This is a genomic window from Flavobacterium sp., assembly GCF_965262375.1.
In the GTDB taxonomy this organism is placed as follows: Bacteria; Bacteroidota; Bacteroidia; order Flavobacteriales; family Flavobacteriaceae; genus Flavobacterium.
The window spans coordinates 2,415,219-2,434,304 of sequence record NZ_OZ253527.1; the positions used below are offsets into that span (position 1 = coordinate 2,415,219).

The 19,086-nt window shown below is 32.7% G+C and carries 21 protein-coding genes; 9 read left to right on the top strand and 12 right to left on the bottom strand.

The window, feature by feature from the left end; all coding sequences use genetic code 11:
• Positions 1-201: 201 nt before the first annotated feature.
• From ettA to ACQY29_RS11170, 6 genes are all read right to left on the bottom strand, one after another.
• Positions 202-1,890 carry an energy-dependent translational throttle protein EttA gene (gene ettA, locus ACQY29_RS11145; RefSeq protein ID WP_428225259.1) on the bottom strand — a complete coding sequence of 563 codons (1,689 nt, stop codon included), beginning with the start codon at positions 1,888-1,890 and terminating at the stop codon, positions 202-204.
• A gap of 88 nt (positions 1,891-1,978) precedes the next feature.
• Positions 1,979-2,611 (bottom strand): hypothetical protein, encoded by a 633-nt coding sequence (locus ACQY29_RS11150; RefSeq protein WP_428225260.1) that lies wholly within the window; start codon positions 2,609-2,611, stop codon positions 1,979-1,981.
• Entirely contained in the window at positions 2,612-2,788 is a 177-nt protein-coding gene (locus tag ACQY29_RS11155; protein ID WP_428225261.1) for a CAL67264 family membrane protein, read from the bottom strand.
• 90 nt (positions 2,789-2,878) lie between these two features.
• Positions 2,879-3,292 (bottom strand): hypothetical protein, encoded by a 414-nt coding sequence (locus ACQY29_RS11160; RefSeq protein WP_428225262.1) that lies wholly within the window; start codon positions 3,290-3,292, stop codon positions 2,879-2,881.
• Positions 3,293-3,300: 8 nt separating this feature from the next.
• On the bottom strand, positions 3,301-4,305 hold the full coding sequence (gene holA / locus ACQY29_RS11165) for a DNA polymerase III subunit delta (RefSeq protein ID WP_428225263.1): 1,005 nt from the start codon (positions 4,303-4,305) through the stop codon (positions 3,301-3,303).
• A 150-nt stretch (positions 4,306-4,455) separates the two neighbouring features.
• Positions 4,456-4,728 (bottom strand): four helix bundle protein, encoded by a 273-nt coding sequence (locus ACQY29_RS11170; protein ID WP_428225264.1) that lies wholly within the window; start codon positions 4,726-4,728, stop codon positions 4,456-4,458.
• A 36-nt stretch (positions 4,729-4,764) separates the two neighbouring features.
• Between ACQY29_RS11170 and ACQY29_RS11175 the strand changes: the two genes are divergently transcribed.
• The 4 genes from ACQY29_RS11175 to ACQY29_RS11190 are packed head-to-tail and all read left to right on the top strand — an operon-like array spanning position 4,765 to position 7,651.
• Entirely contained in the window at positions 4,765-5,214 is a 450-nt protein-coding gene (locus ACQY29_RS11175; RefSeq protein ID WP_428225265.1) for a type I restriction enzyme HsdR N-terminal domain-containing protein, read from the top strand.
• 1 nt (position 5,215) lies between these two features.
• Positions 5,216-5,755 (top strand): hypothetical protein, encoded by a 540-nt coding sequence (locus tag ACQY29_RS11180; protein WP_428225266.1) that lies wholly within the window; start codon positions 5,216-5,218, stop codon positions 5,753-5,755.
• Positions 5,756-5,784: 29 nt separating this feature from the next.
• Positions 5,785-6,786, top strand: a complete 1,002-nt coding sequence (locus ACQY29_RS11185) for a glycosyltransferase family 2 protein (protein ID WP_428225267.1) — start codon at positions 5,785-5,787, stop codon at positions 6,784-6,786.
• Positions 6,787-6,796: 10 nt separating this feature from the next.
• Positions 6,797-7,651 carry an OmpA/MotB family protein gene (locus ACQY29_RS11190; protein WP_428225268.1) on the top strand — a complete coding sequence of 285 codons (855 nt, stop codon included), beginning with the start codon at positions 6,797-6,799 and terminating at the stop codon, positions 7,649-7,651.
• Positions 7,652-7,729: 78 nt separating this feature from the next.
• Here the strand turns inward: ACQY29_RS11190 and glmM are convergent, their stop codons facing one another.
• The gene (glmM, locus tag ACQY29_RS11195; protein WP_428225269.1) at positions 7,730-9,118 is read right to left on the bottom strand and encodes a phosphoglucosamine mutase; all 1,389 of its coding nucleotides are present in this window, start codon (positions 9,116-9,118) and stop codon (positions 7,730-7,732) included.
• A 113-nt stretch (positions 9,119-9,231) separates the two neighbouring features.
• Here glmM and ACQY29_RS11200 point away from each other — a divergent pair, with 113 nt between their 5' ends.
• Positions 9,232-9,822 (top strand): ACP phosphodiesterase, encoded by a 591-nt coding sequence (locus ACQY29_RS11200; RefSeq protein WP_428225270.1) that lies wholly within the window; start codon positions 9,232-9,234, stop codon positions 9,820-9,822.
• Between the two features lie 25 nt (positions 9,823-9,847).
• Here the strand turns inward: ACQY29_RS11200 and ACQY29_RS11205 are convergent, their stop codons facing one another.
• Together ACQY29_RS11205 and ACQY29_RS11210 are read right to left on the bottom strand one after the other, a co-directional pair.
• The gene (locus tag ACQY29_RS11205) at positions 9,848-10,906 is read right to left on the bottom strand and encodes an outer membrane beta-barrel protein (RefSeq protein WP_428225271.1); all 1,059 of its coding nucleotides are present in this window, start codon (positions 10,904-10,906) and stop codon (positions 9,848-9,850) included.
• A complete protein-coding gene (locus ACQY29_RS11210) occupies positions 10,903-11,337 on the bottom strand; it encodes a nuclear transport factor 2 family protein (RefSeq protein ID WP_428225272.1) in 435 nt (144 codons plus the stop codon). Before ACQY29_RS11210 ends, ACQY29_RS11205 begins: the two co-directional genes overlap by 4 nt.
• Before the next feature lie 147 nt (positions 11,338-11,484).
• Here ACQY29_RS11210 and panB point away from each other — a divergent pair, with 147 nt between their 5' ends.
• From panB to ACQY29_RS11230, 4 genes are all read left to right on the top strand, one after another.
• The gene (panB, locus tag ACQY29_RS11215; RefSeq protein ID WP_428225273.1) at positions 11,485-12,303 is read left to right on the top strand and encodes a 3-methyl-2-oxobutanoate hydroxymethyltransferase; all 819 of its coding nucleotides are present in this window, start codon (positions 11,485-11,487) and stop codon (positions 12,301-12,303) included.
• Positions 12,304-12,594: 291 nt separating this feature from the next.
• Entirely contained in the window at positions 12,595-13,287 is a 693-nt protein-coding gene (locus tag ACQY29_RS11220; RefSeq protein WP_428225274.1) for an RluA family pseudouridine synthase, read from the top strand.
• A gap of 27 nt (positions 13,288-13,314) precedes the next feature.
• Entirely contained in the window at positions 13,315-14,634 is a 1,320-nt protein-coding gene (locus ACQY29_RS11225) for an aldehyde dehydrogenase (protein ID WP_428225275.1), read from the top strand.
• Positions 14,635-14,644: 10 nt separating this feature from the next.
• Complete coding sequence (locus ACQY29_RS11230; RefSeq protein ID WP_428225276.1) at positions 14,645-15,385, top strand: hypothetical protein; 741 nt, start codon at positions 14,645-14,647, stop codon at positions 15,383-15,385.
• A gap of 40 nt (positions 15,386-15,425) precedes the next feature.
• Here the strand turns inward: ACQY29_RS11230 and ACQY29_RS11235 are convergent, their stop codons facing one another.
• From ACQY29_RS11235 to ACQY29_RS11245, 3 genes are all read right to left on the bottom strand, one after another.
• Complete coding sequence (locus ACQY29_RS11235) at positions 15,426-16,316, bottom strand: Ppx/GppA phosphatase family protein (RefSeq protein ID WP_428225277.1); 891 nt, start codon at positions 16,314-16,316, stop codon at positions 15,426-15,428.
• A gap of 62 nt (positions 16,317-16,378) precedes the next feature.
• On the bottom strand, positions 16,379-18,493 hold the full coding sequence (gene ppk1 / locus ACQY29_RS11240; protein WP_428225278.1) for a polyphosphate kinase 1: 2,115 nt from the start codon (positions 18,491-18,493) through the stop codon (positions 16,379-16,381).
• A 5-nt stretch (positions 18,494-18,498) separates the two neighbouring features.
• The gene (locus tag ACQY29_RS11245; protein ID WP_428225279.1) at positions 18,499-18,984 is read right to left on the bottom strand and encodes a SixA phosphatase family protein; all 486 of its coding nucleotides are present in this window, start codon (positions 18,982-18,984) and stop codon (positions 18,499-18,501) included.
• Positions 18,985-19,086 lie beyond the last annotated feature (102 nt).

Below are 19,086 nucleotides of genomic sequence, written 5' to 3' on the forward strand. Positions count from 1 at the left end.
ATACCTAATTATAGGATAAAATACTAGAAATAAAGTCTCTTTTTATAACATAACTTTACCTACCCCCCTCCTCCTTTTCACATATACAATTATACAACTTGATTATGACTTGATTAAGGAAATAATTTCATAAAGCTTGACCGTAATTATGAATTTGAATCCAGCCATAAAAAAAGCTGTCCTTTTTGGACAGCTTCAAAATTATCTAACTAACTTCTTATATTTGATTCTTGTAGGCACTAAATCACCAAGGCGTTTTTTACGATTTTCTTCATAATCTGAGAAACCACCTTCAAAATAGTAAACTTGAGAATCCCCTTCAAAAGCTAAAATATGTGTACAAACACGGTCAAGGAACCAACGGTCGTGGGAAATGATTACTGCACATCCTGCAAAGTTATCCAAACCTTCTTCTAAAGCACGTAGTGTATTTACGTCTAAGTCGTTGGTAGGCTCATCTAATAACAATACGTTTCCTTCTTCACGAAGAGTCATAGCTAGGTGCAAACGGTTACGTTCACCACCCGACAAAGCGGATACTTTTTTGTTTTGCTCGCTACCAGAGAAATTGAATTTTGATAAATAAGCTCTCGAATTCACCTGACGACCACCCATCATAATTAATTCTTGCCCATCACAAAAGTTTTCCCAAATAGTTTTATTAACGTCAATATTAGCATGCGACTGGTCTACATACGCAATTTTAACAGTATCACCGATTTCGAAAGAACCACCATCAGGTACTTGTTCCCCCATAATCATTCTGAAAATAGTAGATTTACCAGCACCATTGGGACCAATAATCCCTACAATACCCGCTTGTGGTAAGGTGAAATTTAAATTATCATATAATAATTTATCTCCAAAAGCTTTAGCTACATTTTTAGCATCAATCACATTAGTACCCAAACGTGGCCCATTTGGAATATATAATTCTAATTTTTCTTCTAATTGTTTTTGGTCTTCGTTTAATAAACGGTCGTAGTTCTGTAAACGTGCTTTTTGTTTTGTTTGACGACCTTTAGCACCTTGGCGTACCCAATCTAACTCACGTTCTAAGGTTTTACGACGTTTTGAAGCTGTTTTTTCTTCTTGTTCTAAACGTTTTGCTTTTTGGTCTAACCAAGACGAGTAATTCCCTTTCCAAGGAATACCTTCACCACGGTCTAATTCTAAAATCCAACCAGCTACGTTATCTAAGAAATAACGGTCGTGGGTCACAGCAATAATAGTTCCTTTATACTGCTGTAAGTGTTGTTCTAACCAGTGCACTGATTCAGCATCTAAGTGGTTGGTTGGCTCATCCAATAATAAAACATCTGGTTCTTGCAATAATAGACGACACAATGCTACACGACGACGTTCCCCTCCTGATAATACACTAATAGGAGTATCAGCATCTGGACAGCGTAATGCGTCCATGGCTACTTCTAATTTATTGTCTAATTCCCAAGCACCACAAGCGTCAATTTTGTCTTGTAATTCCGCCTGACGGTCCATCAATTTCTGCATTTTGTCTGCATCTTCGTAAACCTCTGGTAAACCAAAATCGTCGTTAATTTTATTGAATTCTTCTAAAAGTTTTACCGCTTCCGCAGCACCCTCACGAACAATTTCAATAACGGTTTTAGTTTCATCTAATTGTGGCTCTTGTTCTAAGTAACCTACAGTATAACCAGGCGCAAAAACTACATCGCCTTGATAGTTTTTGTCAATCCCAGCAATAATTTTAAGTAATGAAGATTTACCAGAACCATTTAAACCCAAAATACCAATCTTAGCTCCATAAAAGAAACTTAAATAGATATTTTTTAAAACTTGTTTGTCTGCACCTTGGTAAGTCTTACTTACCTTTTGCATGGAAAATATTACTTTCTTATCGTCTGACATTCTTTTTTGTATTATAAATTATAATTTTAGTATTCAATAAAACGAATAATTTTTCACTTTAAATCAAGCAAAAAAATATTCATTCAGATCATTTAATCCTTTTTGCCCAAATATACCATTGTGTTCCTGCTCTGTCCATTAAAGTAATTTCATATATAGAACCTGTAGCAGTTACTAGAGTATATATTAGTATTTCATTGTTTGTTAAACCTCCAGCTGCTAACTCAGTAAAAGCTCCAGAATTAGTGTTTAAAGTCACATTAGTACATGTACTACTACCTATTCCTCCTTGATATCTTTCATAACCACAACTGGTAGCATTTAATGTACTCGCTGAAGAAGAACGAAACTCTAAATTTACTTGAGGTCCAGAAGCAGGAGCCCCTACGGTTGCCCCTTTATATCTGCACTCAATTTCTCCTATTACAATTGTTGAGTTTGAAGGAGTGGCAGCTGTGTAACTACCCGTTTTAGAAATAAAATTATTAATAGGACTTACAACAACATCTCCAGAAGCATCAACTGCTAACAGCTTTGAACTCGTATCAGATGAAACTGCTGAACTCGAATTTAAATTAGAAAATCGCAAACCAGATTGACCAGCAGTTCCATTTGTAATTTCTAAAGTATTAGTAGGATTTGTAGTACCAATACCTACTTGTGCGCTACTATGATTTACTACAATAAAAAAAGAACTAAATAAAGCAATTTGTTTAATCATTTAAACCCTCCCTTTCAACGCGTTAAACACCCAAGCTATAGCAAAAAAACCAATACCTACCGCTCCAAAACCCCAGCCTGCAACATCATCATAACGGTAAACTGCTAAACCTAAAATTATTAACCCCATCAATATCATAATTAGGGTTGCCCAGCCTAAAACAGTATTTTTATTCATTCCTACACTCATCTTTTTTTTTGTTATGGTCGATTTATAATTTGGATTGCAAATATCGGGATTTTTAAGGTTTTATAAAACTTAACCTTACTATTTCTTCATTGTTGTAATTTTCCAGCCTAAAAATGCCATAGGAATATACGCAAAAAGTAAATCTATAGTACAAAACCAGTTTGGTGCAGGAATGGAAATTACATTAGAAATTCCTCCCAATAAAAAGAAAGCTCCTACAATCATAGCAAGTGTAAACTTATTTGATGCTGCAAATTTAGCAACTAGAAATGCCCCAATAAAAGTACCTAAAGCATGGGCTAAAAAAGGAGTAACAAAATGTATGGGTTCAAAAAGACGTATCCCCGCCTTTAAACTCTGTGGATTAGCCATAGAAACGCCTTTAGGTAAAGGAATTAATGAACTCCCAGCGATTAAAATTCCCATATTTACAAAACTTCCTAATAGTAAACCCAGAAATACTAAAACTGTATTTTTAATTATTGTCTTCATATAGTTTCTTAACTAAAAATTTTAACCAACATTTCTTTTAATAAATCCCCCATGGGCATGTTACTAGCCCCAACGCCTTTACTTTTCAAATCAACATCTTTTAAAGTTGCTACTATGGCACTTACTTTTTTCATGGGATAATTACGTGCGGCCAATTCGTAATCTTTTACAAAATAAGGGTTCACTTTTAAAACCGAAGCAACATTTTTTGGATTCTTATCTTTCAATCCATGGTATTGTAAGAGTTGTGAAAAGAAACTAAACACTAAACCAATAGTCAATACAATAGGATTATCTTTTGGGTTTTGGGCAAAATGGTCGGCAATTTTGTAGGCTTGCAATTGATTTTTTTCTCCAATGGCTTTGCGAAATTCAAAGGGGTTAAAATCTTTACTAAAACCAATATTTTCTTCAATAATAGCTGGCGTTATGGTTTCGCCTGGTTGCAAAATGATGGCTAATTTATCTACTTCATTTGCAATGCGACTCAAATCGGTGCCTAAAAAATCGACAAACATTTGTGAAGCTTTAGGTTCAATTTGCAGTTTCTTTCCTTTTAATACACGAGTAAGCCAAGTCCCAACTTGGTTTTCATAAAGTTTTTTACTTTCAAAAACCAACCCATTTTTTTCCAAGACTTTCGTTACTTTCTTTCTTTTATCTAGTGTTTTATATTTATAACAAATCACAAGAACGGTAGTCTCTTGAGGTTTTTCAGCATAGCTTTCTAACTTTTCAATCGTTCTAGAAAGTTCCTGTGCTTCTTTCACAATGACCACTTGTTTGTCGGCCATCATAGGATAACGCTTCGCATTGGCTACAATGTCTTCAACCGTAATATCACGACCATACAGGACAGTTTGATTAAAATCACGTTCGTGCTCCTGCAAGATATTTTCTTCAATATATTCTGACAATTTGTCGATATAATAAGGTTCTTCGCCCATTAAAAAATAAATAGGCTTAATGTTCCCTGCTTTTATATCCTTAATTATATTTAAAACTTCATCCATTATATTATCGTTTACGGTTTGTTGTTTATTGTTTATTGTTAAACTTCAAACCTTTAGTATCGGTATTATTCAAATATTTCATGAATGAACCAATTTTGTTCTTAACAAGTTCAATTTTAGCAGATAAAATAGTAAATTCTTCATTAGTAATTAATTTTTTGTCAATGACCTATATAATTGTGATTTTAGTTCGCCACAGGAACCTTTCGAAAAACTTAAAAAATTTATAAATTCTCTAGTACCATTTCGTTCAAACCCTTCGGCTATATTATCCATTATTGAACCAGAACTTCTGTCCATTTGGTCTTTTAAAGCATAACGTTTTCCTAAACTTGTTGTTTCAAATAATTGTTCTATATCGATACAAATCTCTCTAGCAATATTCCAAATTTCTAAATCCTCAAATTTTTCTATTTTTGCCATAACAAAAAACAACTAACCATTAACTATAAACACAATTTGAATAAACTCAATTTTCCTAATTATAACTTTCGGTTCAAAAATAGCGAAAATAAAGTATCTATCTTTGATGAAATTCGCAAAAAGTTCGTGGTACTAACTCCTGAGGAATGGGTACGACAACATGTGGTTCGTTTTTTATTAGACGAAAAAAAATATCCAAAATCCTATGTTAATGTAGAGAAAATTGTACGGATAAATGGCATGAACAAACGCTATGATATTGTTGTTTTTCAACCGGATGGTTCGATATTTTTATTGATTGAATGTAAAGCCCCCGAAGTACCGATAAGTCAACAAACTTTTGACCAAATTGCGCGTTACAACTTAATTTTGAAGGCTCAATATTTAATGGTTACTAATGGTTTGAACCATTTTTTTTGTACAATGGATTTTGAAATGGAAACCTATCATTTTTTACGAGATTTACCTGAATTTAAAAGATTGTAACATGTTGTACTACATTCAAAAACATTTGCAGGGCAAGAAAGTAGCACTATGGTTGCTTCTCTCTCAAATCGTTTTTATTTTGATGCTTGGGCTACAAGTACCTAATACAAATTTTACCGATACTAAAATATTTGATGCTCGAGTTACAGGTTATTCCTTTGAGGAAGCACAACTATTATTAGAGAAATTAGGAGCAGAAGGTAGACACGTATATTTGACCCAACAACTGCCATTAGATATGGTGTTTCCCTTCTTATTTGCTGTGAGTTGTTGTTTATTCTTAGCTTTTTTCCTTAAAAAAATAAATGCTTTAGAGAGTTCTTTGAAGTATGGAATTTATTTACCCATAGTTGCCAATACTTTCGATTATTTAGAAAACTTCAGTGTGATGCGTTTGTTAATAAGTCATCCTACTGTTTCAAAAGAGTTGGTACGTTTTTCGAGCACTTGCACGATTATTAAGTATGTTTTAACAGCTTTTTATTTCCTTGTGCTTATTTTTGTGCTTTTAAAAATTTTATTCAAATACATTAAAAAATAGGCTTCTTATAAAATTAGTTGCCCTTTTCTATGAAAAAAATCGCTGTTGTTATACTCAATTGGAATGGACAAAAGTTGCTGGAACAATTTTTACCCTCCGTCATTCAATATTCTCCAGAAGCTACGGTGTATGTAGCTGATAATGCCTCAACTGACAACTCTGTTTCGTTTGTGCAATCGACTTTTCCAAGTGTAAAAATCATTCAAAACACAGGAAATTTTGGTTATGCTAAGGGCTACAATGTGGCGTTGGAGCAAGTGGAAGAGGAAATTTACGCTCTAGTAAATTCAGATATTGAAGTTACTGAAAATTGGTTGCAACCCATCATTACTTTATTTGAAAATGATGCAACACTAGCCATCGCCCAACCTAAAATTCTTGATTTCAAAAACAAAAAAATGTTTGAGTATGCAGGCGCTGGTGGAGGATTTATAGATAAATACGGATTTCCTTTTTGTAGAGGACGTATTTTTGATACTTTGGAAGAAGATAAAGGGCAATATAATGATGTCATTGATATTTTTTGGGCTACAGGCGCTTGTTTTTTTATTCGAAAAGAGGTTTTTAGAGCTTTAAATGGTTTAGATGCTGATTTTTTTGCCCACCAAGAAGAAATTGATTTGTGTTGGCGAGCTTTTAACCAAGGCTATAAAATTCAATATTGTGGACTTTCTACGGTGTATCATGTGGGAGGCGCAACCCTACAAACAGGTAGTCCAATGAAAACATTTTTGAATTTCCGTAATTCTTTATGGATGATGACTAAAAATCTACCCACAAGAAAATTATTCCCAGTTTTATTCATCCGAATGATTTTTGATGGTATTGCCGGTGTTAAGTTTTTAGCCGAAGGCAAACCCAAACACTTATGGGCCGTTTTAAAATCGCATTTTTATTTCTATACCCATTTACCTAAGTATTTGAAAAAGAGAAATCAAACACAGAAAGAAAATTATTACAAAATAAACTCGATTGTTTATCGTTATTTTATTAAAAACGGCAAAGTTTTTGCTGACCTATTCAAAAATTAAACCAAAAACTATGAGAAAATCTATTTTAGTTTTATCTGCCTTAAGTATAGTAACCACTTCTTGTGTATCTAAGAAGAAATTTGCTGAATTAGAAGCCAAAAATAAAGAAACACAAGACTTGCTAAATACGGCAACTATCAAATTAAATTCGTGTTTAGAAGAAAAATCAGGACTTAATGCGACTTTATCCGCCCTACAGAATGAAAATCAAAATTTAAGAAAAAACAACTCCGATTTGATTAATTCGTCAAAAGAAATGACGGTTTTAACACAAAAAGGAGCTCAAAATATCGAAAAAGCCTTAGAGACGATTAAAGAAAAAGATTTAAAAATCAACCGTCTTCAAGATGCTTTAACCAAAAAGGATTCGGTAACCCTTGCTTTAGTGACCAGCTTGAAAAAAGAAGTGGGCATAGACGATCCTGACATCAACATCAATGTTGAAAAAGGTGTAGTTATGATTTCTATTGCGGATAATTTATTATTCAAATCTGGTAGTTATGAAGTGGGTGACCGTGCGAAAAACGTGTTAGGAAAAGTAGCCAAGGTTATCAATAGTAAACCTGATTTTGAATGTATGGTTGAAGGTCATACGGATAATTTACCTATTAAAAATTCAGTTTTATTAGACAACTGGGATTTATCGGTTAAGCGTGCTACCTCAATTGTTCGTGTTTTAGAGAAAGATTTGGCAGTAAATCCAAAACAATTGATTCCAGCAGGTAGAAGTTTTCATATTCCTTTAGCGGAAAATGATACTCCCGACAATCGTGCTAAAAACCGTAGAACACGTATTATCATTATGCCTAAAATTGACCAATTTTATGAAATGATAGAAAAAGAAATGAAAAATTTGAGTAAATAAAATTTATTTTTTTCTAAAGTAAAAACGCAATGAAAATCAAATCATTGCGTTTTTTTTTTATTTTAACAAAATCTTTAACTAAACAGCGGCTATTTGTTTCAATTCGCCCACAAAACGTTCTGCAAGAACATCTGCTTCATTTTGTGTTGGTGCTTCTGTATAAATTCGTATAATAGGCTCTGTATTTGATTTTCTTAAATGTACCCATTCCTTTTCGAAATCAATTTTAACCCCATCAATTGTTGAAATATTTTCTTTACTATAAATAGTTGCTATTTGCTTCATAACCGCATCAACATCAATTTGAGGTGTTAATTCAATTTTATTTTTACTCATAAAATACTGTGGATATGAAGCTCTCAGTTGAGTAACAGTTTGTTCCTGATTTGCTAAATAGGTTAAGAATAAAGCAACCCCTACAAGAGCATCGCGCCCATAATGAAGCTCTGGATAAATGATACCACCGTTACCTTCGCCTCCTATAATTGCATGAGTTGATTTCATCAATTCAACTACATTTACTTCACCCACAGCACTTGCTTGATAATCCCCTCCATGCTTCAAAGTAATATCACGTAAAGCTCTTGACGAAGACATATTAGAAACTGTGTTTCCTGGTGTTTTGCTCAACACATAATCAGCAACAGCCACTAAAGTATACTCTTCGCCAAACATTTCGCCATCATTTGAAATAAATGCCAAACGATCAACATCTGGATCCACTACGATACCAAAATCAGCTTGCTCATCCACTACTAATTTACAAATATCTCCTAAATGCTCTTTTAAGGGTTCTGGATTGTGAGGGAAATGCCCATTAGGTTCGCAGTATAATTTTACTACTTCCACCCCCATTTCTTCTAAAAGTTTTGGAATTATAATTCCTCCTGAAGAATTGACACCATCAACTACAACTTTATATTTCTTTGATTTTACTAAATCTGTATCAACTAATGGCAATGCTAATACTTCATCAATATGAATGTCCATATAAGCATTATTTTCAGTCAACTCACCTAGATCATCTACTAAAGCAAAATCAAAAGCTTCGGTTTCAGCAATTTCTAAAATCTGTGCACCATCAGCACCACTTAAAAACTCTCCTTTAGCATTTAATAATTTAAGTGCATTCCATTGTTTTGGATTATGAGAAGCCGTTAATATGATACCGCCATCCGCTTGTTCTAAGGGTACAGCAACTTCAACTGTGGGTGTTGTAGATAAACCTAAATCAATTACATCTATCCCTAAACCTATTAGTGTATTTACCACTAGATTATGAATCATAGGCCCTGAAATACGTGCATCACGCCCAATACATACTTTAAGTTTATCTTTATTTATATTACGTTTTAGAAAAGTTCCATAGGCCGATGCGAATTTAACAGCATCAACAGGAGTTAGATTATCTCCCACTTTACCACCAATTGTTCCTCTAATACCTGAGATTGATTTTATTAAAGTCATTCTATGTGTAGTTATTTTAAGTTTATAATAAAAGTGAACAAATATAAATCAAAGATTCAACTAAAAAAACTATATTTATAACTAGAAAACTCCTAAAAAAACAAAAATCAATTTTGAACTTTTTAGCTCATATCTATTTATCTGGTGATCGCGAATTATTAGCTATTGGCAATTTTATGGCCGACGGAATTCGTGGTAAAGACTATTTAACCATGCATCCAGAAATCCAAAAGGGTGTTATTTTGCATCGTTTTATTGATTCCTTTACCGACAACCATCCCGTATATAGGAAAAGTAAACACCGACTGCATCAAAATTTTGGTCATTATTCAGGTGTGATTATGGATATCGTGTATGATCATTTTTTAGCTAAAAATTGGAAAAAATATCACAATATCCCTCTAAATTCTTTTGCTGAAAATTTTTACAATTCACTACAAAAAAATTATCAACTTCTAACTGACAAAGCAAAAAACATGCTCCCATACATGATTGCTAGAGATTGGCTAAGTAGCTATGCCAGTATTGCTGGTCTTGAAATGATTCTTTTTCAAATGGATTATAAAACACAACACAAAGCAAATATGCCAATGGCTATACAGGAATTAACTTTGAATTATAAAGAATTTGAAAACGAATTCACCCTTTTTTTTGAGGAATTAATCATAGCTAGCCATGAGCATTTAATCATGTTAGATGTATAAGTAAACGAATATTATTTAGCTAATTCTAAAATTCGAAACTCAAAGTACTGGTTATCGAAAAATTTTCTTTGCTTTTTCCTTGATCAAATATATTTTCTGTTGCATGAAACCATTTAGCTTCTGCCCTAACTTTAGCTCTTGAATTAGGTAAAAAATCAATATTAAATGAATTTCCTATTGTTTTAAATGGCACATCATTTATAGCTATCAATATATTTTTAGCATCATCATAATACTCCATACGATAAGCCAAATTCCATTTCGGATTACATTTAAACTGGGTGATAAAAACAGGACTACACCAACTATACCAAGCATTTGAATCAATAGATTTTTGAAGTCCTAAATCAAAACCTAAAATATTTCTCCAACGATCGTTGTACGCAAAATCATAATATAAATTATTAAAAAAACGAGTTGTAAAATCAGACCCTAGAGTTTCTTTACCCAAAAAAGTACTCCAGTTGAAAACAGATTTTGAATTTGTTTTATATGTTAATTGTGTACCTATTGAAGGGGCTATTTTTCCATTTATTTTCTTGATACGTTGCCAACCATTAGTAACTAAGAAAGCGAACGATAATTTTTCGTTTACTTGATGATTTAATTTGAAACCTGTTAAATAATAAGGAGAGTTTTCGGCAAGAATTGAACGTGTAACGGTTAAATTTGCATGCGAATTTGCTGTTTCAAAACCTATATTGCTTGGCATAATACCCGCTTCAATACTAGTTTGTTGTTTTTTATCTAAAAATAAACCTACATAAGCTTCATTTAAAAACTTAATATCTTCTGATGCATAATTATCCGTAACATAGGTACCTCCATGTATTGCGATATTAGCATATACATTTTCGTAATTTATTGCTGCTTTTAATAAAGCCATATTAACATTAAAATCATTGTGACGGTTATGATTATAAAGAAAAGTATAATTATTTCGCTGCTCAGGTTCTTCAAAATCATAAGCATAAAAAGTTTCGATATATCCTGAAAAATCAACCTTTACTTTTTTCTCTGCTAAACTATCTTGTGCCATGCACCCAAAACTCGATGCTAAAACCAGTAATTTTAAAAATTTCATTTCTTCCTTCTTGTGTCTATAATATGGACTATTTTCCACTGTCCGTTTTCTAATAACAAAGTAAAGGAATTTACACCAGTATGAACTACTTTCCCATTAATTAAAAACATATACGGTGTCCAAGCGTGTGCCATAGCTCCATCCCATTGAATTTTATATTCCAATAGTCTTTCTTCAAATTTTAAATCTTTCGGGAAAGATGTGATGGCTTTATAAAAATCTTTTTGGTCTTCGGTTATTAATTTGGTTCCTTTTGCACCTTCTAAAATGGACTGCAACAACAAATCCTGATGACAGACTGATTTCATTTGTAAAGAATCTTTAGCATGAAAGGCTTCAAAGAAGGTTTCAATCGTTTTTTTTACCGCCATTTCTTGGGCATTCGAATAAAAGGGCAACAAAATCAAAAGTAAAAAAATGAATCTTCTCATAATACACGTTTATTATAGGACGATTTCTTAACTTATTTGTTACATACGTTTTCTTTTTACTAATTTTACACTCTAAATTCGATTTTTCCGAATTCTAGAATCTAAATTTGATTTTCTGAATTCTAAATCCTAAACGCTAATTTTAATATGTCAACAGCAAAAAGTGATTACAAAAGAGTAACTACCAAATCGTTATTTGATATGAAAGCCAAAGGTGAAAAAATTTCGATGCTTACGGCATACGATTACACTATGGCAAAAATTGTAGACTCATCAGGAGTGGATGTAATTCTAGTAGGTGACTCAGCAAGTAATGTTATGGCTGGTCACGAAACTACTTTACCGATTACATTAGACCAAATGATTTATCATGCTTCAGCCGTTGTAAGAGCCTGTGAGCGAGCGTTAGTCGTGGTAGATTTACCTTTTGGAACTTATCAGTCTGATTCAAAAGAAGCGTTACGTTCAGCAATTCGAGTGATGAAAGAAAGTGGCGGTCATGCTGTGAAATTAGAAGGTGGAAAGGAAATAAAAGATTCTATCAAAAAAATATTACAAGCCGGAATTCCTGTAATGGGACATTTAGGATTAACGCCACAATCGATTTATAAATTCGGAACCTATACCGTACGTGCTAAAGAAGAAGCTGAAGCGGAAAAATTGATTGAAGATGCTAAATTATTAGAAAAAATAGGCTGCTTTGCCTTAGTATTAGAAAAAATTCCAGCGCATTTAGCGCAAAAAGTAGCCGAGAGTATCTCGATTCCAGTTATTGGAATTGGTGCTGGTAGCGGTGTGGACGGACAAGTGCTAGTAACCCATGATATGATAGGCATGACACATGAATTTAGCCCACGTTTTTTACGTCGTTATATGAATTTATACGAAGATATGACCAAGGCTATTGGACAATATGTATCAGATGTAAAAGCTGTGGATTTCCCTAATGCTAATGAACAATATTAATTTTTAATAACTTTTAGATTATTAGACTTAATTGGATTGTTAGACTTATTAGATTTATAAATGCATAAATTCAAAGAGTTAAGTATTTGGAAAAAAAGTAGATTGTTATGTTCAGAAATATATCAAATAATATGAAATTGAAACACTACTTTTAATCGCTACTGATTTAGGCTTTATAAGTCCAGAAAATCGGAATTAATTATAGCTCAACTCGATGAAATTATTAAAATGACATCTAAATTTCGTTCTAATTTAAAAATCTAAGCAATCTAAATATCTAAGTAATTCTAAATGTCTAAAATACTTTCTACCAAAGAAAACCTACAAGTTTTATATGAAGACAACCACATTATCGTGGTGAATAAACGTGTAGGCGATATTGTTCAAGGCGATAAAACGGGTGACAAACCGCTTTCTGATGTAGTCAAAGAATATATAAAAGCTAAATACAACAAACCTGGTGAAGTATTTCTAGGTGTGGTGCATCGTTTAGACAGACCTACTACAGGTATTGTACTTTTTGCCCGTACGTCAAAGGCTTTAACCCGTTTGAATGATTTGTTCAAGAACAGAGAAACTCAAAAAACGTATTGGGCAGTAGTCAAAAACAAACCGCCAAAAGCGGAGGATAATTTGGTTCATTTTCTCAAAAGGAATCCAAAAAACAATACTTCTAAAGCACACTTAAAAGAAATTCCTGAGAGTAAAAAAGCCAGTTTAGACTATAAAATCATCAAGGAATTGAAAAATTATGTGGCCTTAGAAATTAATTTACACACGGGTCGTCATCATCAAATACGTTCGCAATTGTCAGCTATTGGTTGTCCTATAAAAGGTGATTTGAAATATGGTTTTGACAGAAGTAACCCCGATGGAGGGATTCATTTACATGCGCGAAATTTGAAATTGACACATCCCGTTTCCAAAGAAATTTTAAATATAACCGCACCCGTTCCAGACGAAGTGATTTGGAATGCTATTTAATTTCTATTTTTGTAAAAATCCCCAGCTATGTACACCGTAAAAGAAAGAAAAATAGCTTTAGAAAAATTATTATCCAATCTAAAGCGTTATGAAAATGAAATGCACGAGGCTTTGCAAAAAGATTTCAAGAAACCCGTATTTGAAAGTATGGTTTCTGAAACTTCGTATATCCTAAATGATTTAAAATATACGTTGAAAAATTTGAACTCGTGGGCAAAACCCAAACGTGTATTTCCATCGTTATTAAATTTCCCATCTTCTGATTATATTTATTCAGAACCCTACGGAAAAGTTTTAATCATCAGTCCATGGAACTACCCTATTCAATTGGCTTTTTCTCCTTTGATTGCTGCAGTTGCTGCGGGAAATAGTGTAACGCTCAAACCTTCGGAATTAACGCCAAATTGTGCTGCAATTATTTCCAAAATTGTTCGAGAAACCTTTGATGTCAAACAAGTGGTCGTAGTTACAGGGGATTATACCATTGCTCAGGATTTATTGAGTAAACGTTGGGATTATATTTTCTTTACAGGAAGTGTACCTGTAGGGAAAATTGTGGCTGAAGCGGCTGCCAAACATTTAACACCTATCACACTCGAATTAGGCGGAAAAAGCCCTTGTATTGTCGATGAAACAGCCGACTTGAAATTAGCAGCCAAACGCATTGCTTGGGGAAAATTATTCAACGCTGGACAAACCTGTATTGCTCCGGATTACTTAATGGTTCATGCGCGAGTAAAAGAAACTTTTGTTTCTTTATTAATTCAAGAAATTGAAAAAGCATTAGGAGAAAACCCTGAAATATCTGAAGATTTTGCTCGTATCATTAATCTGAAAAACTGGAAAAGACAAGTAGGTCTATTAGAAAATCAAAAACTCCTTTATGGTGGCGTAACTAATGAGGTTGATTTTTATGTAAGTCCCACCTTAGTGGATGAACCTAAATTAGAGAGTCCGGTAATGCAAGAAGAAATTTTTGGTCCCATCCTACCTGTACTAACGTATACGACTAAAGGGGAATTGTATCAAATACTTTCAAGCTATGAAAAACCTTTAGCATTTTATTTCTTCTCAAACGATAAAAAGTTCCAAGAAGAAGTTTTAGCAAAATTTTCATTTGGTGGCGGATGCATTAACGATACGGTTTCGCATTTTTCAAATAAAAACTTACCTTTTGGAGGTGTAGGACATAGTGGTATGGGAAGTTACCATGGTAAATTAGGTTTTGATACTTTTTCGCATCAAAAATCTATCGTAAAAAAATCAAATCTTATCGATATGCCTTTTCGATATGCACCTTATAAAGGCAAGTACAATTTAGTGAAACAAATTTTAAAGTGGTTATAATCCAAAAAAAATGAATACAACGAAGAAAATAGATTTAGGTAAAACAATTGAAAAGAGTTTTGAAATTTATAAAAAGAATTTTTGGCTAGTGGGTATAGCTTTTATGTTTTTAACCTTTGCTTTAGTAACCTTATATAGTATTGCAATTCAAACTTTTTATACCGGTGACAATATTTTAGAAGATATCAAAAAACTAAATACAGCTAACATAAGCAGTACAGCAAAACTTGTATTTTTTGTGGTTTTAGTTTCTGTAACTGTACTAACGGCTCCTTTTACCGCAGGGATTTTAAAAATGATGAAAGAAACAGATGAAACAGAAAAAACTAATTTTAACGCTCTGTTTTTTTATGTAAATTCTAGTTATTTTTCAAAAATTGTATTGAGTACATTTATAATTTCAATTATAAATTTTCTGTATTCATCTTCAATAGATTTTATTTTTAAAAATAATTTTTTAGGTGAAATTTTATCATTTGTAGGCTCTGTTTCAATTTCTGTACTCACGTTTACGATGTTACCTAACATTATCTTTGGTAATTTGAGTGCTATGGATGCCATTTCTAAAAGTGTTACTGAGTGTAAATCAAATTTCTTTCAAATTTTACTTCTAATAATCATAGGTACACTTATTGGCTATTTAGGTATTTTTGCTTTATGCATCGGAATTTTCTTTTCATTCCCCATATTCTTTGCCATCCAGTATTCAGTTTATGATAGTCTTGAGGTAAAATTTAAAGATAAAGCCTAAAAAAAGAGAGCCGTTTCGTAACAGAAACGGCTCTCTTTTTTTAAAGTTTATCTGAGTACATCGCCTTTACAATACCATCTGAAAGTCCTATTTTGGGCACATATATTTTAGTCGCACCACTCCACTTCATAGCATTCAAATAGATGCGTAGTGCTGGAATAATTACATCCGCACGGTCAGTATTTAAACCTAATTCCGCAATACGCTGCTCATAAGTCAATGAATTCAAATACTGGTATTGACTATTCAAATAGATATACGAAAGTGGTTTATCTTGTAATTTACCAGATAACTTAAAAATTTTATTGATATTTCCTCCAGAACCTATAAGGGTGATTTCCTCATAAGGTTCAGTCACATTTTTAATCCATTTTTCTATTTCTTGCCAAACAATATCATTGACCATCTCATTTAATAAACGAACTGTTCCATTCTTAAAAGATTTTGAGGCTACCATTTTACCTTCACTAAAAAGTGAAAATTCAGTACTGCCTCCCCCTACATCAACATACAAATAGGTTTGTTCCGTTTTTATAAAAGCATGCAAATCTGAAGCTGCAATTATAGCTGCTTCTTTTTTTCCATCAATGATATCTATCTTGATATCCGCTTTTTTCTTTACAATATCAACTACTTCTTTAGCATTATAAGCTTCGCGCATGGCCGAGGTTGCGCAAGCTTTATATTTTTCTACCTTATACACCCCCATCAAAAGTTTATAAGCTTTCATGGCATCAACCATGCGTGCAATATTTTCTTCAGTAATTTCACCTACAGTAAACGCATCTTGTCCTAAACGTATGGGCACTCGAAATAAAGCACTTTTATTGAACTGTGTTTCCTTACCTTCTTGTTCAACTATATTCATTATAAGTAATCGAACAGCATTCGAACCTATATCAATAGCAGCATATTTTTTAATTGTAATCATCCTATAGTTATTTGATTAATGATAAAAATGATTAGCATTAATCGTTACTCAAAATTCATTTTTTATACGTTTTCAGTCACTACATCAATTCGATCGCGATAATACTTATAAGTTTCATGTTGCGCTCTGAATACAGGGTTATCCCCTCTTAATCGATACTTATTATCTAATCTTTCTGAGTGAAAACGAGCCTTAACATTTCCTTTCCAACCGATATCAAAGGTGTCTATTAATTCTTTTTTTATATTTTCATCATAAATAGGACAAGAAACTTCTACACGTGCATCTAAATTACGAGTCATAAAATCTGCTGAGGAAATATAAACCTCAGGGTTATCGTTGTTGCAAAAAATATACACACGGGCGTGTTCTAAATAAGCATCAACTATAGATATCGCCTCTATGTTTTCACTCATTCCAGGAACCCCTGGTATTAAGGAACAAATACCTCTAATGATCAATTGAATTTTAACCCCTGCCCTACTTGCCTCATATAATTTATCAATCATCTTATAATCTGATAAACTATTCATCTTCAATTTTATGTAAGCTGGTAAGCCCAAATTTGCATTTATGATTTCTCTTTCAATCATTTTAGTAAATTTTGACCTTGTATAATGTGGAGACACAATCAAATGCTTATACCTATGAACACGATAATTTATTTGGAAAAATTCAAAAACCTTTGCCATATCTTTTAAAATTTTCTGATGGGCTGTAAACAAAGTCACATCTGTATATACTTTGGCACTGGCTTCATTGAAATTTCCTGTAGAGACAATTCCGTAGCGTTTTAATTTTCCTTTTTGATCTACACGCTCAATATAACATATTTTACTATGAACTTTTAATCCCTTGACCCCAAATATGAGTTCAATGCCTTCGGTTTGCATAATTTCGGCATACGAAATATTACTAGCTTCATCAAAACGAGCTTGCAATTCAATCTGAACTATAACTTTTTTACCATTTTTAGCTGCATTGATTAACGAACTCACTATTTGTGAATTTTTAGCTAAACGATACAACGTAATTTTAATGGTAGTCACATAGGGATCTAAAGCCGCCTCGCGCAAGAATTTAATTAAATAAGAGTAGGATTGATAAGGAGCATTTATCAAATAATCTTTTTTCTCAATCTTTTTAAGAATACTTCCATCAAGTCCCAAACCTTCAACTTGCAAGGGTACATTAGCTTTGTATAATAAGTCAAAACGCCCCAAGTTTGGAAAACTCATATAGTCTCTCCTATTATGATACCTTCCTCCTGGAATCAAACTATCCTTAGAATTAATAGCCATTCGTTTAAGAAAAAACTTTAATGTATCCTTTTCTATATTTTGATCATATACAAATCGAACAGGTTCACCAATACGACGATCTTTTACTCCAGATGATATTTTCTCTAAAAAACTCTTATTCAAATCGGTGTCAAGCTCTAATTCTGCATCCCGTGTAATTTTAATCATATGACACGAAATACTTTCATAATCAAATATGGTAAAGATATGATGCAAATTATATCGAATTACATCATCTAGCATGATTACATATTGTTTATCATTGGTAGAAGGTAAAACAACAAATCTATTTATGGTTTTAGGAATTTCGATAACAGCATAACGTACATCGCGCTTGATTTTCATTTTTTCAAGCAACGACGCATCTTCTTTGGTTTTCATCACCATTTTTACGGCTAAATAACCCGAGGTATCTTTCAAAAGCGGAAACTCATCTAAATCATTTAAGATAATCGTTACTAATTCAGGACTTACTTTTTGAATAAAAAAATCACGGATAAAATTCTGTTGCTCTTTATTAATTTCAGTTTCATTAATAATAAAGATACCTTCTTTACCTAATTCCTTTTCAATGATGCTTAGTATTCTTAAACTTTCCGATTGCTGATCTATAACAGTATCGGTAATATCTTTTAAAAGCTGTTGGGAAGAAATACCTCCTAAAATTTCCTCACCTGATTTACCTTCTAACGCCAATCGTCTAATGGCTGCATAGCGCACTCTGAAAAATTCATCGAGATTATTAGAAAAAATTCCTAAAAACCGCAAGCGATCTAAAAGAGGAACCCTTTCATCTGCAGCTTCTTGCAAAACTCTAAAATTGAAAGCAAGCCAACTTTTTTCTCTATCTATGTATCTGTTTTCAACCAATGACATATACTTTAGTCTAGTTCTTTTGGAAAAATATGTTTGATAATCTTTCCTTTGTTAATATTTTCCCAACAGTCAACATCAAATTGTAAGTAAACCAATCCTGCTGTAGGCACATTATCTACATTTATATCCCCAAATTTATTGACAAAATCTGTAATAGCCTCATTGTGCCCAAAAAGAATTAGTTGTTTAACACTATTTTCACATTGTTTAATTATTCTTTCTAAATCACCTACACTAAATGTATACAAATCATCTTTAAAAACAATTGACTTCTTATCAAGTCCTGTATAATCGCAAAACAACGAAGCAGTAGACATAGTTCGTACTGCGGAACTACTCCAAATAGAGAATTCCTCACTTACTTCATCCTTAACTAATATAGCCACTTTTCGAATTGTATTTTCACCTTGAGCAGTCAATTTTCTTTGTTTATCATTATCAGGCAAATCCCAACTGGATTTGGCATGTCTAACTAAAATTAGTGATAGCATAGTTCATTAAATTTAATGAATCTAAAATATACAAAAACTGATAAATAAACTAGGTTTTACAAATTTTATGTTAATTCAAAGGGATTAATTATTCTTTTATCG

Excerpts from the sequence above, each read along its gene's own strand:
- ettA (WP_428225259.1), bottom strand. The coding sequence starts at position 1,890 with ATGTCAGACGATAAGAAAGTAATATTTTCCATGCAAAAGGTAAGTAAG.
- ACQY29_RS11150 (WP_428225260.1), bottom strand. The coding sequence starts at position 2,611 with ATGATTAAACAAATTGCTTTATTTAGTTCTTTTTTTATTGTAGTAAAT.
- ACQY29_RS11155 (WP_428225261.1), bottom strand. The coding sequence starts at position 2,788 with ATGAATAAAAATACTGTTTTAGGCTGGGCAACCCTAATTATGATATTG.
- ACQY29_RS11160 (WP_428225262.1), bottom strand. The coding sequence starts at position 3,292 with ATGAAGACAATAATTAAAAATACAGTTTTAGTATTTCTGGGTTTACTA.
- holA (WP_428225263.1), bottom strand. The coding sequence starts at position 4,305 with ATGGATGAAGTTTTAAATATAATTAAGGATATAAAAGCAGGGAACATT.
- ACQY29_RS11170 (WP_428225264.1), bottom strand. The coding sequence starts at position 4,728 with ATGGCAAAAATAGAAAAATTTGAGGATTTAGAAATTTGGAATATTGCT.
- ACQY29_RS11180 (WP_428225266.1), top strand. The coding sequence starts at position 5,216 with ATGTTGTACTACATTCAAAAACATTTGCAGGGCAAGAAAGTAGCACTA.
- ACQY29_RS11185 (WP_428225267.1), top strand. The coding sequence starts at position 5,785 with ATGAAAAAAATCGCTGTTGTTATACTCAATTGGAATGGACAAAAGTTG.
- ACQY29_RS11190 (WP_428225268.1), top strand. The coding sequence starts at position 6,797 with ATGAGAAAATCTATTTTAGTTTTATCTGCCTTAAGTATAGTAACCACT.
- glmM (WP_428225269.1), bottom strand. The coding sequence starts at position 9,118 with ATGACTTTAATAAAATCAATCTCAGGTATTAGAGGAACAATTGGTGGT.
- ACQY29_RS11205 (WP_428225271.1), bottom strand. The coding sequence starts at position 10,906 with ATGAAATTTTTAAAATTACTGGTTTTAGCATCGAGTTTTGGGTGCATG.
- ACQY29_RS11210 (WP_428225272.1), bottom strand. The coding sequence starts at position 11,337 with ATGAGAAGATTCATTTTTTTACTTTTGATTTTGTTGCCCTTTTATTCG.
- panB (WP_428225273.1), top strand. The coding sequence starts at position 11,485 with ATGTCAACAGCAAAAAGTGATTACAAAAGAGTAACTACCAAATCGTTA.
- ACQY29_RS11220 (WP_428225274.1), top strand. The coding sequence starts at position 12,595 with ATGTCTAAAATACTTTCTACCAAAGAAAACCTACAAGTTTTATATGAA.
- ACQY29_RS11225 (WP_428225275.1), top strand. The coding sequence starts at position 13,315 with ATGTACACCGTAAAAGAAAGAAAAATAGCTTTAGAAAAATTATTATCC.
- ACQY29_RS11230 (WP_428225276.1), top strand. The coding sequence starts at position 14,645 with ATGAATACAACGAAGAAAATAGATTTAGGTAAAACAATTGAAAAGAGT.
- ACQY29_RS11235 (WP_428225277.1), bottom strand. The coding sequence starts at position 16,316 with ATGATTACAATTAAAAAATATGCTGCTATTGATATAGGTTCGAATGCT.
- ppk1 (WP_428225278.1), bottom strand. The coding sequence starts at position 18,493 with ATGTCATTGGTTGAAAACAGATACATAGATAGAGAAAAAAGTTGGCTT.
- ACQY29_RS11245 (WP_428225279.1), bottom strand. The coding sequence starts at position 18,984 with ATGCTATCACTAATTTTAGTTAGACATGCCAAATCCAGTTGGGATTTG.